Origin of the sequence: Salmonella sp. SAL00672, from assembly GCF_046552175.1 — a bacterium.
Taxonomy (GTDB): domain Bacteria; phylum Pseudomonadota; class Gammaproteobacteria; order Enterobacterales; family Enterobacteriaceae; genus Salmonella; species Salmonella enterica.
Genome location: NZ_JBGDUQ010000014.1, coordinates 40,647 through 55,149 on the forward strand (window position 1 = coordinate 40,647; position 14,503 = coordinate 55,149).

At 53.7% G+C, this 14,503-nt stretch carries 11 protein-coding genes; 1 reads left to right on the forward strand and 10 read right to left on the reverse strand.

All coding sequences use genetic code 11. The features are described from left to right. Positions 1 to 107 precede the first annotated feature (107 nt). The 3 genes from pstS to ACLJTG_RS22040 all read right to left on the reverse strand — a co-directional run bounded on the left by pstS (position 108) and on the right by ACLJTG_RS22040 (position 3,555). Positions 108 to 1,148 (reverse strand): phosphate ABC transporter substrate-binding protein PstS, encoded by a 1,041-nt coding sequence (pstS, locus tag ACLJTG_RS22030; RefSeq protein WP_000867131.1) that lies wholly within the window; start codon positions 1,146 to 1,148, stop codon positions 108 to 110. Positions 1,149 to 1,314: 166 nt separating this feature from the next. After that, positions 1,315 to 2,688, reverse strand: coding sequence for a fructose-specific PTS transporter subunit EIIC (locus ACLJTG_RS22035; RefSeq protein ID WP_023194487.1), 1,374 nt, complete (start codon positions 2,686 to 2,688; stop codon positions 1,315 to 1,317). 48 nt (positions 2,689 to 2,736) lie between these two features. Then, positions 2,737 to 3,555, reverse strand: coding sequence for a shikimate 5-dehydrogenase (locus tag ACLJTG_RS22040; RefSeq protein WP_000166709.1), 819 nt, complete (start codon positions 3,553 to 3,555; stop codon positions 2,737 to 2,739). Positions 3,556 to 3,649: 94 nt separating this feature from the next. On the opposite strand from ACLJTG_RS22040, the gene ACLJTG_RS22045 reads away from it, so the two are divergent. Continuing rightward, the gene (locus ACLJTG_RS22045) at positions 3,650 to 5,407 is read left to right on the forward strand and encodes an SgrR family transcriptional regulator (RefSeq protein ID WP_023214828.1); all 1,758 of its coding nucleotides are present in this window, start codon (positions 3,650 to 3,652) and stop codon (positions 5,405 to 5,407) included. A 150-nt stretch (positions 5,408 to 5,557) separates the two neighbouring features. On the opposite strand, the gene glmS is transcribed toward ACLJTG_RS22045, so the two are convergent. From glmS to atpA, 7 genes are all read right to left on the reverse strand, one after another. Then, positions 5,558 to 7,387, reverse strand: a complete 1,830-nt coding sequence (gene glmS, locus ACLJTG_RS22050; RefSeq protein WP_000334073.1) for a glutamine--fructose-6-phosphate transaminase (isomerizing) — start codon at positions 7,385 to 7,387, stop codon at positions 5,558 to 5,560. 188 nt (positions 7,388 to 7,575) lie between these two features. After that, positions 7,576 to 8,946 carry a bifunctional UDP-N-acetylglucosamine diphosphorylase/glucosamine-1-phosphate N-acetyltransferase GlmU gene (gene glmU, locus ACLJTG_RS22055; RefSeq protein ID WP_198898393.1) on the reverse strand — a complete coding sequence of 457 codons (1,371 nt, stop codon included), beginning with the start codon at positions 8,944 to 8,946 and terminating at the stop codon, positions 7,576 to 7,578. Between the two features lie 319 nt (positions 8,947 to 9,265). Next, a complete protein-coding gene (locus ACLJTG_RS22060; RefSeq protein WP_000009908.1) occupies positions 9,266 to 9,964 on the reverse strand; it encodes a Bax inhibitor-1 family protein in 699 nt (232 codons plus the stop codon). A 229-nt stretch (positions 9,965 to 10,193) separates the two neighbouring features. Then, on the reverse strand, positions 10,194 to 10,613 hold the full coding sequence (locus ACLJTG_RS22065; RefSeq protein ID WP_001251971.1) for a F0F1 ATP synthase subunit epsilon: 420 nt from the start codon (positions 10,611 to 10,613) through the stop codon (positions 10,194 to 10,196). 20 nt (positions 10,614 to 10,633) lie between these two features. Continuing rightward, the gene (gene atpD / locus ACLJTG_RS22070; protein ID WP_000190499.1) at positions 10,634 to 12,016 is read right to left on the reverse strand and encodes a F0F1 ATP synthase subunit beta; all 1,383 of its coding nucleotides are present in this window, start codon (positions 12,014 to 12,016) and stop codon (positions 10,634 to 10,636) included. 26 nt (positions 12,017 to 12,042) lie between these two features. Then, on the reverse strand, positions 12,043 to 12,906 hold the full coding sequence (gene atpG, locus ACLJTG_RS22075) for a F0F1 ATP synthase subunit gamma (protein WP_000896506.1): 864 nt from the start codon (positions 12,904 to 12,906) through the stop codon (positions 12,043 to 12,045). A 50-nt stretch (positions 12,907 to 12,956) separates the two neighbouring features. After that, positions 12,957 to 14,498 (reverse strand): F0F1 ATP synthase subunit alpha, encoded by a 1,542-nt coding sequence (gene atpA, locus ACLJTG_RS22080; RefSeq protein WP_001176751.1) that lies wholly within the window; start codon positions 14,496 to 14,498, stop codon positions 12,957 to 12,959. Positions 14,499 to 14,503 lie beyond the last annotated feature (5 nt).

The window sequence follows — 14,503 nt, forward strand, 5'->3', positions numbered from 1 at the left end:
ACGACGTTGCCCCTGCCGGATGGCGCTACGCTTATCCGGCCTACAACGTGGGCCTGCGGTCGAAACCGTAGGGCGGATAAGCGTAGCGCCATCCGCCAATTCGTTAATTAATACAGCGCCTTACCGTTGCTGTCTTTTATACTGGTCTTCCAGGCGGTACGAACCTGCTCAACAACGTTATCCGGCAGGCTGGCGTAGTCCAGATCATTCGCCTGCTTAGCGCCATTTTTGTAGGCCCAGTCGAAGAACTTCAACACTTCAGCACCCTGCTCAGGTTTCTTCTGCGCTTTGTGGACCAGGATAAAGGTGGTGGAGGTGATTGGCCACACATCGTCACCTTTCTGGTTGGTCAGATCCTGCGCGAAGGTTTTGCTCCAGTCAGCGCCTTTCGCCGCATTAGAGAAGCTCTCTTCCGTCGGGCTTACCGGTTTGCCGTCGGCAGAAACCAGTTTGGTGTAGGCCAGGTTGTTCTGCTTAGCGTAAGCGTATTCAACGTAGCCGATAGCGCCTGGCAGACGCTGTACAAATGCCGCGATGCCGTCGTTACCTTTACCGCCCAGACCGGTTGGCCAGTTCACGGTAGAACCCGCGCCCACTTTCGATTTCCACTCGTCGTTGACTTTCGCCAGGTAACTGGTGAACACGAAGGAGGTACCGGAACCGTCAGCGCGACGCACCACAGCGATATTCTGTGAGGGCAGCTTCACGCCTGGGTTCAGTTTGGTGATGGCTTCATCATCCCACTTCTTGATTTTACCGAGGTAGATGTCACCCAGCGTTTTACCATCCAGCACCAGTTCACCGGATTTGAGGCCTGGAATATTCACCGCCAGCACCACGCCGCCGATCACCGTCGGAAACTGGAACAGGCCTTCCTGATTCAGTTTTTCGTCAGACAGCGGCGCATCGGAAGCGCCAAAATCAACGGTATTCGCGGTGATTTGTTTCACGCCGCCGGAAGAGCCTATCCCCTGGTAATTGACTTTGTTACCGGTTTCTTTCTGGTAGGTATCCGCCCATTTGGCATACACCGGCGCAGGAAACGTTGCACCGGCACCTGTCAGGCTTGCTGCTGCAAAGGCAGAGAACGCGCTCATCGATAAGGTCGCGGCGACAACAGTTGCGACAGTGGTACGCATAACTTTCATAATGTCTCCTGCACGGTTTCGGTAAATCGTTGTTTGAGTTGCTACGATGAGCAAAATAGGACAAATTGATGACAGTTATATGTCTTGATTATGACGGTTTGATGACAATGGAAATAAAAAAAGCTGGCCCGGGGAGACACCAGACCAGCCTGCAGGGGGAGATGAATTAGACTGTTTGCGCAACCGCAGACGGTTTCAACAGCGCGTACATCAGGCCGCAGGCAATAGTGCCCAAGGCAATCGAGAGAAGGTACTGCATCACATGTTCTACCGCATGCGGGATCGCCAGGACAAAGAGGCCGCCGTGTGGCGCCATCAGTGTACAACCGAAATACATGGATAGTCCCCCGGCGATTGCGCCACCGACCATCGTGGAAGGGATGACGCGCATCGGGTCACGCGCGGCGAAGGGAATCGCCCCTTCAGAGATAAAGCACAGCCCCAGGATAAAAGATGCATTACCCGCTTCATGCTCAGCGGCATTGAATTTCGCTCTGGCCGCCCAGGTTGCGACGCCCATTCCTAATGCCGGTACCATCCCTGCCGCCATAATGGCCGCCATTGGCATATAAGAATGAGAAGCCAGTAAACCGACGCCGAAGGTATACGCAGCTTTATTCACCGGCCCACCAAGGTCAAAACCTTGCATTGCGCCCAGCAACATTCCCAGCAAGATAGCATTCGTAGAGGTCATATTCCCCAGGAACGTCGTCAGCCCTTCCATCACCGCAGAAACGGGGCCACCCACCACGTAAATCATGATAAGGCCGGTAACCAGCGTAGACAGTAGCGGCAGAACCAGCACAGGCTTAAGCGCTTCCATTGACGCTGGCAGCTTAATATTTTGCGCCAGAAACCGTACGCTGTAACCGGCCAGAAAACCGGCCACAATCCCTCCCAGGAAACCGGCGCCGCACAGGCTGGCCAACATCCCGCCAATAAGCCCCGGGGCCAGACCCGGACGATCGGCAATTGAGAAGGCAATAAACCCAGCCAGTACCGGCACCATCAGCGCAAAGGCCGCCTTACCACCAATTTGAAATAGCGCAGCCGCCAGCGTGCCCGGCTCGTTGAAGGCCTGGATACCGAAGACAAAAGAGAGTGCGATACACAATCCTCCCGCCACCACCAAAGGAAGCATATGGGATACGCCGGTCATTAAATGCTTATAAACGCCGGGTAGCTCTGTTTTACCAGCTGAAGAAGAGCGCCCGGCACTCCCCTGATAGACCTCGGCGCTATTGAAAGCATTATCCATTTCCTGCGCACTCTTTTTTAGCGCCGCGCCGGTACTGGTGCGATAGAGTCTTTTGCCAACAAAGCCTGACAGATCCAGCTCAATATCCGCCGCGATAATCACCACATCCGCCTGCGCTATCTCTTCCGCGGTCAGCGTATTCTTCGCCCCGACGGAACCGCGGGTTTCAACCTTGATCCAGTCACCACGCTTGCGGGCTTCAATTTCCAACGCTTCTGCCGCCATAAAGGTATGGGCGACGCCCGTCGGACAGGCCGTCACAGCAACAATTTTTTTAGTCATAGTAGGGTACCCTGTTCTTTTAATTTAAAGAAAAAGCGGGAAAAAATGTTACAGACGTGACCAGGCCGCGGCTTTCTGGAACAGCGCGTCATCCGGGCGAATCCCGGTATAAAGGACAAATTGCTCCACGGCCTGAATAGCAAACACTTCGGAACCGGTAATCACGGTTTTACCGCGTTCACGGGCGTAGCGGATTAGCGGCGTGACGGGCGGTAGCGCCACCACATCAAAGATAACGCTCGCCTTATCCACTTCCTGTTCGGAATAAGAAAGTTTGTCGGCATCATTACCGCCAGCCATTCCGATAGGCGTGGCGTTAATTAACAAATCGGCTTCAATACCGTCGGTATCCGGGCGCCATTCATAGCCATAGAGTTCGGCCAGTTGTTTACCTGACGCTTCATCAATCGCAACAATATAACCACGGGTAAACCCTGCATCCTTCAGCGCGCAGGCTACCGCCTTTGCCATACCACCGCTGCCACGCAAAGCAAACACCAGGTCGGGAGAGACCTTGTAATTCGCCAGCAAGCGAGCTATTGCAATGTAATCAGTGTTGTACGCCTTCAGATGGCCATTGGTATTCACAATGGTATTAACTGAGTGAATGGCCTGAGCAGAAGCATCCAGTTCATCCACCAGCGGAATGCAGGCTTCCTTAAATGGCATAGAGATCGCGCACCCGCGGATCCCCAGACCACGCACGCCGCTAATGGCCTGCGTAAGATCGGTCGGCGAGAAAGCTTTGTAGAGATAATTGAGATCCAGCGCTTCGTACAGATAGTTGTGAAAGCGTGTACCGAAGTTACTTGGGCGTGCCGCCAGGGACATGCAGACCTGAGTGTCTTTATTAATGCGCTTTGTCATGATGAATCCTCATAGAAGTTGCGATAGAGAAAATCATCGGCTAAAAAGGGGATATTAAAAATTGCTCATTCCCGTTCGGGAAATTTCACCTTTTATGACAACCCGGCACACTGAACAAAAATACTTAAAGCTACTCCAGCACTATGGCGACAAGCCTGTTAGCGTGACATTACAGGAGCTGGCGGATGTGTTGTTCTGCACCCGACGGCATATGCGTAATCTGTTGCTTCAGATGCAGGAGGCAAAGTGGCTCATCTGGCAATCACAGGCCGGACGTGGGCATCGCGCCCGGCTTCACCTGCGCTATAAACCAGAACAGCTGTTAAGCGAAAAGGCGGAGCAGTTACTGGAGTCTGGTCATATTGATCAGGCCATTCAGCTGCTGGGTAAAAATAAGCACCAGGTGGCGCAACTGCTGCGTTCAAAGCTGGGCTATAGCGTGCGGGCAGACTATCAGCGGCTGTGCATCCCCTATTATCGGACAATGCCGTCGCTGTGCCCCGGCATACCGTTGCGTCGCTCTGAGCAGCATCTGGTCAGGCAGATTTTTAGCGGCCTGACGCGCATAAATGAGGAAAAAGGTGAAGTCGAAGCCGATCTTGCCCACCACTGGCGGCAGATTGATCCACTGCGCTGGCGTTTTTATCTGCGCCCCGCCGTCCTCTGGCATGATGGTCAGGAGCTGACGATCGACGCGGTTATCGCTTCACTGACCCGCAGCGCTAAGCTGCCGTTGTTCTCGCACTTGCAGACCATTCAGGCCACCGGGCCGCTGAGCCTTGAAATTACGCTGGCGCACCCGGATAACCGACTGCCGCTACTGCTCAGCCATATTGATGCCATGATCCTACCGCCTGACCATACACAACGCGCTGATTTCCCGGCACATCCTGTGGGGACTGGCCCTTATGAGGTGGTGGAAAACAATGGCTTTCATCTGCAAATGAAGGCCTTTGACCACTATTTCGGCCTGCGCGGGCTGCTGGATGAAGTGGAGGTCTTTATCTGGCCGAATTTAACGGAGACAGATAACCTGGCGGAATCGCTGTCGGATAACGACACGGCAGCCTGGCTCAGTTCCAGCCTGAGCGATGAGGATTACGTTTCCGGACGGCTTAGCCAGGTATCAGGCAAACCTTCTGACAACCTGCGCGAGATGTTTCTTGAGCGTGGAGGCTATTTTTTATTATGCGACAGTCGCTCTCCGCACTGGCATACCGCCGAACATCGCCGCTGGCTGCGGGAAACACTCAGCCCTTACGCCTTACTCCAGCATCTGAGTGAGGCAATTCGCCCCTTCTGGGTACCGGGCGGCAGCCTGCTGTCCTCCTGGTTTCATACTATTGAGGCGGGCCCGGCCTGTTCACCTTTTATCTCGTCGTCGCCCTACGCAAAACTGCGTCTGGCCTATCACGATCAGCACCCTGAATTTCCAATGCTCCTGGATATCATGCAAGAGATCATGCGCCAGCAGGGCATTTTACTTGAGGGCGTTGAGCTGAATTATGATGACTGGGCGAATGGCAAAGCCAATGTGGATCTCTGGCTGGGGACGGTCAATTTCCCCATTCCCGAAGAGTGGAACGTCGGTACATGGCTACTGGGCTCCCCTTTACTGCGCCACGCCATCAGTGGTGGGGATGATGCGCTGCTGGCCCAATGGGAAACCCAGTGGCATGCCGAAACCATCAGCGCGGAACAACTGGTCAGGGAAACCACCCGTTCAGGCTGGCTACAGCCGCTTTTTCACCACTGGATGCGACTCAAAAGCCCCGACCGGGCCAGGGGGATCCACCTGAATAACCTGGGGTGGTTTGATTTCCGATCCACCTGGATTGAGCCAGGGCCTTAAAGAAGAGAATGTGACCGGGTGCCCGTAGCGCAGGCAGGCGTAGCACCTCTTAGTCGCTCTTCAGCCACCATAGAGAAAGAACAGCGCCTGTCACAGCGCACAAAAAAAGGCCGTCTGTCGACGGCCTTCTGCCTGGTGCAACATTTGTACTTACTCTACCGTCACCGATTTCGCCAGGTTACGCGGCTGGTCAACGTCGGTGCCTTTAATCAGCGCCACGTGATACGCCAGCAGTTGCAGCGGAACGGTGTAGAAGATAGGCGCAATGACCTCTTCCACATGCGGCATCTCGATGATGTGCATGTTGTCGTTGCTGACGAAACCCGCATCCTGATCGGCGAAGACGTACAACTGACCGCCACGTGCGCGAACTTCTTCGATGTTGGATTTCAGTTTTTCCAGCAGTTCGTTGTTCGGCGCCACCACAATCACCGGCATATCGGCGTCAATCAGCGCCAACGGCCCGTGTTTCAGCTCGCCTGCAGCATAGGCTTCCGCGTGAATGTAAGAGATCTCTTTCAGCTTCAGCGCGCCTTCGAGTGCAATCGGATATTGATCGCCACGCCCCAGGAACAGCGCATGGTGTTTGTCAGAGAAATCTTCCGCCAGGGCTTCGATACGTTTGTCCTGCGACAGCATCTGCTCAATACGGCTCGGCAGCGCCTGTAGGCCATGAACGATATCATGCTCAATGGACGTATCCAGACCTTTCAGACGCGCCAGTTTCGCCACCAGCATCAACAGCACGGTTAACTGGGTGGTGAAGGCTTTGGTAGATGCTACGCCAATTTCCGTACCCGCGTTGGTCATCAGCGCCAGATCGGATTCACGCACCAGCGAAGATCCCGGCACGTTACAAATGGCCAGAGAGCCCAAATATCCCAGCTCTTTCGACAGACGCAGGCCAGCCAGGGTATCTGCCGTTTCGCCAGACTGGGAGAGCGTGATCATCAGGCTGTTACGGCGCACGGCAGATTTGCGATAGCGGAATTCAGAGGCGATTTCAACGTCGCACGGAATACCTGCCAGCGATTCAAACCAGTAACGGGAAACCATACCGGAGTTGTAAGACGTACCGCAGGCGAGGATCTGAATATGCTCAACCTTCGACAACAGTTCATCGGCGTTCGGTCCCAGCTCGCTTAAATCCACCTGACCGTGGCTGATGCGCCCGGTAAGGGTGTTTTTGATCGCGTTCGGCTGTTCGTAGATCTCTTTCTGCATGTAGTGGCGGTAAATACCTTTATCGCCCGCGTCATATTGCAGATTGGATTCGATATCCTGACGTTTTACTTCCGCGCCGGTGTTATCGAAGATATTTACCGAACGGCGAGTGATTTCAGCGATATCGCCCTCTTCAAGGAAGATAAAGCGACGAGTCACTGGCAACAGCGCCAGCTGGTCAGAAGCGATAAAGTTTTCGCCCATACCCAGGCCAATCACCAGCGGGCTACCAGAACGTGCCGCCAGTAGGGTATCCGGGTGACGGGTATCCATGATCACTGTACCGTACGCACCACGCAGTTGCGGGATAACACGCAGAACAGCCTCACGCAGAGTACCGCCCTGTTTCAGTTCCCAGTTTACCAGGTGTGCAATCACTTCGGTGTCGGTTTCAGAAACGAAGGTATAGCCACGCGCTTTTAACGCTTCACGCAGCGGTTCATGGTTTTCGATGATGCCGTTATGCACCACCACAATGTGTTCAGAAACATGCGGATGCGCGTTAGCTTCTGAAGGTTCACCGTGCGTCGCCCAACGAGTGTGAGCAATACCGGTGCCGCCATGCAGAGGATGTTCTTCCGCTGCCTGAGCCAGCATCTGGACTTTACCGAGGCGACGCAGGCGGGTCATATGACCTTCTGCATCAACCACGGCCAGACCGGCAGAGTCATATCCGCGGTATTCCAGACGACGTAAACCTTCGAGAAGGATTTCAGCTACATCACGCTGCGCGATAGCGCCAACAATTCCACACATAGTTTTATTTCCTGATTATGGCATTACGCCATGCGTTGTCGCTGACCTGTATGCCCGTCGTTGCGGGCGCCCCGAGCCTTGTAGAGAGTGGGGTTATTTTTATAAGTACTGCTCATGGAGCGGAGGATTATTTTATCCTCTCATCTCCGGTCTGCCGGATGGCGCTGACGCTTATCCGGCCTACAAAATCACTTTTTCTTCACCGGACGCTGCCAGCCTTGCTTATGCACCTGCGGCACGCGGCTTAATACCAGTTCATTGTCAGCTACGTTACGGGTGACGGTAGTCCCTGCGGCGATGGTGGCCCCTTTACCAACAGTAACCGGCGCCACCAGTTGGGTATCGGAGCCGACAAACACATCGTCGCCAATAACCGTTTTGAATTTGTTCGCGCCATCATAGTTACAGGTGATGGTCCCCGCGCCGATATTCACGTTGTCGCCAATTTCCGCATCGCCCAGGTAGGTCAGATGGCCGGCTTTAGAACCTTTACCCAGACGCGCTTTTTTCATCTCAACGAAATTGCCGACGTGAGCGCCCGCTAACAGCTCCGCGCCGGGACGCAGGCGAGCAAACGGACCGATGGTGCAGGCCGCTTCCAGATGCGCATCTTCCACCACGCTGTATGGGCTAATTTCGCAGTCATCGCCAATAACGCTGTTTTTAATAATGCAGCCCGCGCCGATCTTCACGCGGTGACCGAGCGTTACATAACCTTCGATGATAACGTTAGCGTCAATTTCGACATCCATTCCACAATGAAGGGTGCCACGGAGATCAAAACGTGCCGGATCGCGCAACATAACGCCGGATAACAGCAGTTTCTCCGCCTGTTCGGCCTGGTAAATACGCTCCAGACGAGAAAGCTGTAGACGGTTATTCACTCCGTCCGTTTCGCTGATGCGAGCCGGATGCACCGCGGCGATTTCCCGTCCTTCCTGATAAGCCAGCGCAATGATATCAGTGATATAATATTCACCCTGCGCATTATTGTTAGTCAGCTTAGACAACCAGCGTTTCAGGTCCGCGCCGTTGGCGATCAGAATACCGGTGTTAATTTCCTGGATCTGACGCTGTTTATCAGTGGCGTCTTTATGTTCAACGATGCCGGTCACTTTACCGTTTTCACGCGTAATACGGCCATAGCCGCTCGGATCGTCCAGCTTCACGGTTAATAACCCAATACCACCCTGCGGTTTGGCATCGCGCAGGCGCTGTAAGGTTTCAACCGAAATCAGCGGCACGTCGCCGTAAAGCATTAAAATATCTTCATCGTCGCTAAAAAAGGGCGCGGCCTGCTGCATTGCGTGACCTGTTCCCAACTGTTCCGCCTGAAGCACCCAGTTCAGCTTGTCATCTTTCAGGGTCTGTTTTAACAACTCGCCACCGTGGCCATAGACCAGATGAACCTGTGCGGCCCCTAATTTAGTAGCTGCATCAATGACATGCTGCACCATGGGTTTACCCGCCAGCGTGTGCAGCACTTTAGGAATATCGGAATACATGCGCGTGCCTTTACCTGCGGCAAGGATCACTACGCTCATAGCACTATTTAACATACGCGTCCTGACTGTAATTTGAGAACGAATTTATACTGTTTCACGTTGAAAATACTACATTTTTTTCATCGTAAAATGGAAGAAGGATAAAACGCTCACCGGGATAAAATCCCCGCCTGCTAATGAATCATTTTCGTTCATTACCGCGCCTCTTGTCTCCTGAAAAGTAAAAACACCCGCGTATTGGCAACGTAGTCCGATGTTTTTGCTGTTTTTTTACTCCATAAATAAAGAAGATAACGTAATAAAGCGCAGGGGAGTCAGAAAAGCAAAAACCAGCGACAGAGGCCGCTGGTTTTCCGTTGCGCGTATTTTTTACTTAATTACGCGACATAAAAATCCGCAAAATATACCAGAACATGGTCGCGATAGAAGCAAACAGATGTAATGCCGCGCCAGCAGGGCGATCGGTAGGGTAATGGTGAATAATGTTAGAAGTATCGTAAAGTATAAACCCGGCGCACAGCAGTACCATTAGCGCAGAAAACCAGACGCCCAGCGAGAAGCCGCAGATGACGCTGGCAATAATCGCGCCAAAAGCAATGAACCCAGCCATAGTCAGAAACGAGCGCAGAAAAGAAAAGTCTTTTTTTATGGAAAAAGCGGTAAACGTCAGGCCGCCGACCAGCAACAGGGTCGTTATTGCCGCCGCGCCAATACTCGACGGGTTAATATACGCCGCCACCGTTAACAGGGGGGCAAAAATCAGGGATTCTGCCAACACATAAATCCCCAGCCCGATAAGTTGCGTTTGATTAGTCCCCGCATTATCCGCCAGACGGGTTGCCAGCATTCCCACCAGCATAAAAGCGCCGAGAACAACCAACCAGCTATATCTTCCACCAGCCAGCAGCACATCAAGCGCATACTCCCCGACCCCTATAAAACTCCACGCCGCGCTCAACACGATAAAACCGACGATGGCGACGGCGAGATGAAGATAAGCGCGACGAATAAAGGTAGTACGATCAATCCTTGAGTCGGGTTGTGGACCCGCAAAGGATGGCTGAAATGACATAGTAATAATCCCTCATTTTATGCAATAAAAACGCATCCATTCCTTCCTTCTTCGCACAATGTGCAGATGCCAATGCCAGAAAGAAGGATTTAATGAAAACAGCGCTGTCGCTGAAAACGCATCGCCTTCAGCCGCTTGTTTTTGTCGTTGCTAGTTTATCGAATAAAAATTGAGAGGATAAAAAAAAACCAGTCCGCAATCAGACTGGTTTTATGCTTTCAAGCCGGTGTTACATCGCTTTTTTGGTCAACTCGATAACGCGCAGTTTAGCGATCGCTTTGGCCAGTTCCGCAGACGCCTGAGCGTAATCCACGTCACCGTGCGAGCTCTTAATGTGCTCTTCGGCTTTACGCTTCGCTTCCAGGGCTCGCGCTTCGTCGAGATCCTGACCGCGAATCGCGGTATCCGCCAGAACGGTCACGCTGCCAGGCTGCACTTCCAGAATGCCGCCGGACAGATAGATAAACTCTTCGTGACCGTGCTGCTTAACGATGCGAATCATACCAGGCTTAATGGCGGTGAGTAGCGGCGCGTGCCCCGGGTAAATCCCCAGTTCGCCTTCGCTACCCGTAACCTGGATTTTCTCGACCAGACCGGAGAACATTTGTTGCTCCGCGCTGACGACATCCAGGTGGTAAGTCATTGCCATATCACCCTCCGATTAAGGCGTTAAAGTTTTTTGGCTTTTTCCACGGCTTCGTCGATGGAACCGACCATGTAGAACGCCTGCTCCGGCAGGTGATCGTATTCGCCTTCCATGATGCCTTTAAAGCCACGGATGGTGTCTTTCAGGGAGACGTATTTGCCCGGAGAACCGGTAAATACTTCCGCCACGAAGAACGGCTGGGACAGGAAGCGCTGAATTTTACGCGCGCGAGCTACCACCAGTTTATCTTCTTCAGACAGTTCATCCATACCGAGGATGGCGATGATGTCTTTCAGTTCCTGATAACGCTGCAGGATGGACTGAACGCCACGCGCGGTGTCGTAGTGTTCCTGACCAACAACCAGCGGATCCAGCTGACGGCTGGTGGAGTCCAGCGGGTCAACGGCCGGGTAGATACCCAGGGATGCGATCTGACGGCTCAGTACCACGGTTGCATCTAAGTGCGCAAAGGTGGTGGCTGGAGACGGGTCAGTCAAGTCATCCGCCGGTACGTATACCGCCTGTACGGAGGTGATAGAACCGGTTTTGGTGGAGGTGATACGTTCCTGCAGAACGCCCATCTCTTCCGCCAGAGTCGGCTGGTAACCTACTGCGGAAGGCATACGGCCCAGCAGTGCGGATACTTCCGTACCGGCCAGGGTGTAACGATAGATGTTATCGACGAACAGCAGTACGTCACGACCTTCGTCACGGAATTTCTCCGCCATGGTCAGACCGGTCAATGCAACGCGCAGACGGTTTCCCGGCGGCTCGTTCATCTGGCCATACACCAGGGATACTTTATCGATAACGTTGGAGTCGGTCATTTCGTGGTAGAAGTCGTTACCCTCACGAGTACGTTCACCTACGCCCGCAAACACAGAGTAACCGGAGTGCTCGATCGCGATGTTACGGATAAGCTCCATCATGTTTACGGTTTTACCCACACCCGCACCACCGAACAGACCGACTTTACCGCCCTTCGCGAACGGACACATCAGGTCGATAACTTTGATACCGGTTTCCAGCAGTTCCTGAGAGTTTGACAACTCTTCGTAGGAAGGCGCTGCGCGGTGAATCGCCCAACGCTCTTCTTCGCCGATCTCGCCTTTCATGTCGACCGGTTCGCCCAGGACGTTCATGATACGACCCAGCGTGGCTTTACCTACCGGGACTTCGATCGGGTGTTCGAGATCTTTTACATCCAGACCGCGACGCAGACCGTCAGAAGACCCCATCGCGATGGTACGCACAATACCGCCGCCAAGCTGCTGCTGAACTTCCAGCACCAGCTTCTCATTACCATTCTGCACCTCAAGGGCATCGTACACGCGTGGTACGGCATCCTGAGGGAACTCGACGTCGACCACGGCGCCGATTACCTGGACAATCTTTCCAGTAGCCATCTTAAATCCTCTACGAAATAACCTGGTTAAACCGCGGCGGCCCCCGAGACGATCTCGGTGAGTTCCTGAGTAATGCTGGCCTGACGAGCTTTGTTGTATACCAACTGCAGCTCTTTAATCAGGCTGCCGCCATTATCGGTTGCGGCTTTCATCGCCACCATTCGTGCGGCCTGCTCGCTGGCCAGGTTTTCTACCACGCCCTGATAAACCTGAGACTCCACATAACGACGCAGGAGAGTATCCAGCAGCGCTTTCGGGTCTGGTTCATACAGGTAATCCCAGGCTTTACGCTTCAGATCATCATCTTCTGACGCCGGCAGCGGCAGCAGTTGAGTGATCGTCGGCACCTGAGACATGGTGTTAATAAATTTGTTGCTGACAATGTAAAGCTTGTCCAGACGGCCTTCGTCGTAGGCCTGCAACATCACTTTAACCGGACCGATCAGTTCGGACAGAGAAGGGTTATCCCCCATACCTGTCACCTGAGCGACAACGTTGCCGCCTACGGAATTAAAGAATGACACGCCCTTAGAGCCGATCATTGCGAGTTCGCACTGAACGCCTTTATCGGACCATGCCTTCATATCCGCCAGCAGCTTTTTGAACAGGTTAATGTTCAAGCCACCGCACAAACCACGGTCGGTCGACACTACCAGGTAGCCCACGCGTTTAACGTCGCGCTCTTCCAGGTAGGGGTGCTTATATTCCAGATTACCGTTCGCAAGGTGACCAATCACTTTGCGCATGGTCTCTGCATAAGGACGGCTGGCCGCCATGCGATCCTGCGATTTACGCATTTTGGAAGCGGCGACCATCTCCATCGCTTTAGTGATCTTTTGCGTGTTCTGGACGCTTGCGATCTTACTACGTATCTCTTTTGCGCCGGCCATGAGCTTCTCCTCAATGCCTTACGGCCTGCCCTAAGGCAAGCCGCCAGACGTTACCAGGACTGGGTTGCTTTGAAGGAATCGAGGATGCCTTTCAGCTTGCCTTCGATTTCGTCGTTATAGCCACCGGACTGGTTGATCTCTTGCATCAGCGGAGCGTGATCACGGTCGACGTAAGCCAGCAGTGCGGCTTCGAAGCTACCGATTTTCGCCAGTTCGACATCCGCCAGATAACCACGTTCTGCTGCGAACAGAACCAGAGACTGCTGCGCGACGGACATCGGCGCATACTGTTTCTGTTTCAGCAGTTCGGTCACTTTCTGACCGTGGTCAAGCTGTTTACGGGTGGCATCGTCAAGGTCGGATGCAAACTGAGAGAACGCCGCCAGTTCACGATACTGCGCCAGCGCGGTACGAATACCACCGGACAGTTTTTTCATGATCTTGGTCTGGGCTGCGCCACCTACACGGGATACCGAGATACCCGGGTTAACCGCAGGACGAATACCGGCGTTAAACAGGTTAGATTCCAGGAAGATCTGACCATCGGTAATGGAAATTACGTTGGTCGGAACGAACGCGGAAACGTCACCTGCCTGCGTTTCGATAATCGGCAGCGCGGTCAGAGAGCCGGTTTTCCCTTTCACTTCACCTTTGGTGAAGGCTTCGACGTAGTCGGCGTTAACACGCGCAGCACGCTCCAGCAGACGAGAGTGGAGGTAGAATACGTCGCCCGGGAATGCTTCACGTCCTGGCGGACGACGGAGCAGCAGGGAGATCTGACGGTAAGCAACAGCCTGTTTAGACAGGTCATCGTAAATGATCAGCGCATCTTCGCCGCGGTCGCGGAAGTATTCGCCCATTGCGCAACCGGCATACGGCGCCAGATATTGCAGCGCAGCGGATTCAGATGCGGTTGCCACAACAACAATGGTGTTAGCCAGCGCGCCGTGTTCTTCCAGTTTACGCACCACGTTAGAGATGGTGGACGCTTTCTGGCCGATAGCGACATAGATACATTTGATGCCGGAGTCGCGCTGGTTGATGATGGCGTCGATAGCCAGCGCGGTTTTACCGGTCTGACGGTCACCGATGATCAGTTCACGCTGACCACGACCGATTGGGATCATGGAGTCAACGGCTTTATAGCCGGTCTGCACCGGCTGATCGACAGACTGACGATCGATAACGCCCGGCGCAATCGCTTCAACGGCAGAGAAGCCGTCATTATCAACCGGACCTTTACCGTCAATTGGCGCACCCAGGGTGTTTACCACACGTCCCAGCAGGCCGCGGCCAACCGGAACTTCCAGGATACGACCCGTACATTTAACCTTCATGCCTTCGGCAAGGTCAGCGTATGGACCCATGACTACCGCACCCACGGAGTCGCGCTCCAGGTTCAGTGCGATAGCGTAACGGTTACCCGGCAGGGAGATCATTTCACCCTGCATACAATCGGCCAGGCCGTGAATGCGGATAACACCGTCACTGACAGAAACAATAGTACCTTCGTTGTGAGCTTCGCTCACCACATTGAACTGAGCAATGCGCTGCTTGATCAGTTCGCTGATTTCGGTGGAATTCAGTTGCATGCTCC

What these genes read in the sequence shown, in the direction of transcription:
- atpA (WP_001176751.1), bottom strand. Translation starts at nt 14,498, where the DNA reads ATGCAACTGAATTCCACCGAAATCAGCGAACTGATCAAGCAGCGCATT.
- ACLJTG_RS22045 (WP_023214828.1), top strand. Translation starts at nt 3,650, where the DNA reads ATGACAACCCGGCACACTGAACAAAAATACTTAAAGCTACTCCAGCAC.
- pstS (WP_000867131.1), bottom strand. Translation starts at nt 1,148, where the DNA reads ATGAAAGTTATGCGTACCACTGTCGCAACTGTTGTCGCCGCGACCTTA.
- glmU (WP_198898393.1), bottom strand. Translation starts at nt 8,946, where the DNA reads ATGTTAAATAGTGCTATGAGCGTAGTGATCCTTGCCGCAGGTAAAGGC.
- ACLJTG_RS22065 (WP_001251971.1), bottom strand. Translation starts at nt 10,613, where the DNA reads ATGGCAATGACTTACCACCTGGATGTCGTCAGCGCGGAGCAACAAATG.
- ACLJTG_RS22035 (WP_023194487.1), bottom strand. Translation starts at nt 2,688, where the DNA reads ATGACTAAAAAAATTGTTGCTGTGACGGCCTGTCCGACGGGCGTCGCC.
- atpG (WP_000896506.1), bottom strand. Translation starts at nt 12,906, where the DNA reads ATGGCCGGCGCAAAAGAGATACGTAGTAAGATCGCAAGCGTCCAGAAC.
- glmS (WP_000334073.1), bottom strand. Translation starts at nt 7,387, where the DNA reads ATGTGTGGAATTGTTGGCGCTATCGCGCAGCGTGATGTAGCTGAAATC.
- ACLJTG_RS22040 (WP_000166709.1), bottom strand. Translation starts at nt 3,555, where the DNA reads ATGACAAAGCGCATTAATAAAGACACTCAGGTCTGCATGTCCCTGGCG.
- atpD (WP_000190499.1), bottom strand. Translation starts at nt 12,016, where the DNA reads ATGGCTACTGGAAAGATTGTCCAGGTAATCGGCGCCGTGGTCGACGTC.
- ACLJTG_RS22060 (WP_000009908.1), bottom strand. Translation starts at nt 9,964, where the DNA reads ATGTCATTTCAGCCATCCTTTGCGGGTCCACAACCCGACTCAAGGATT.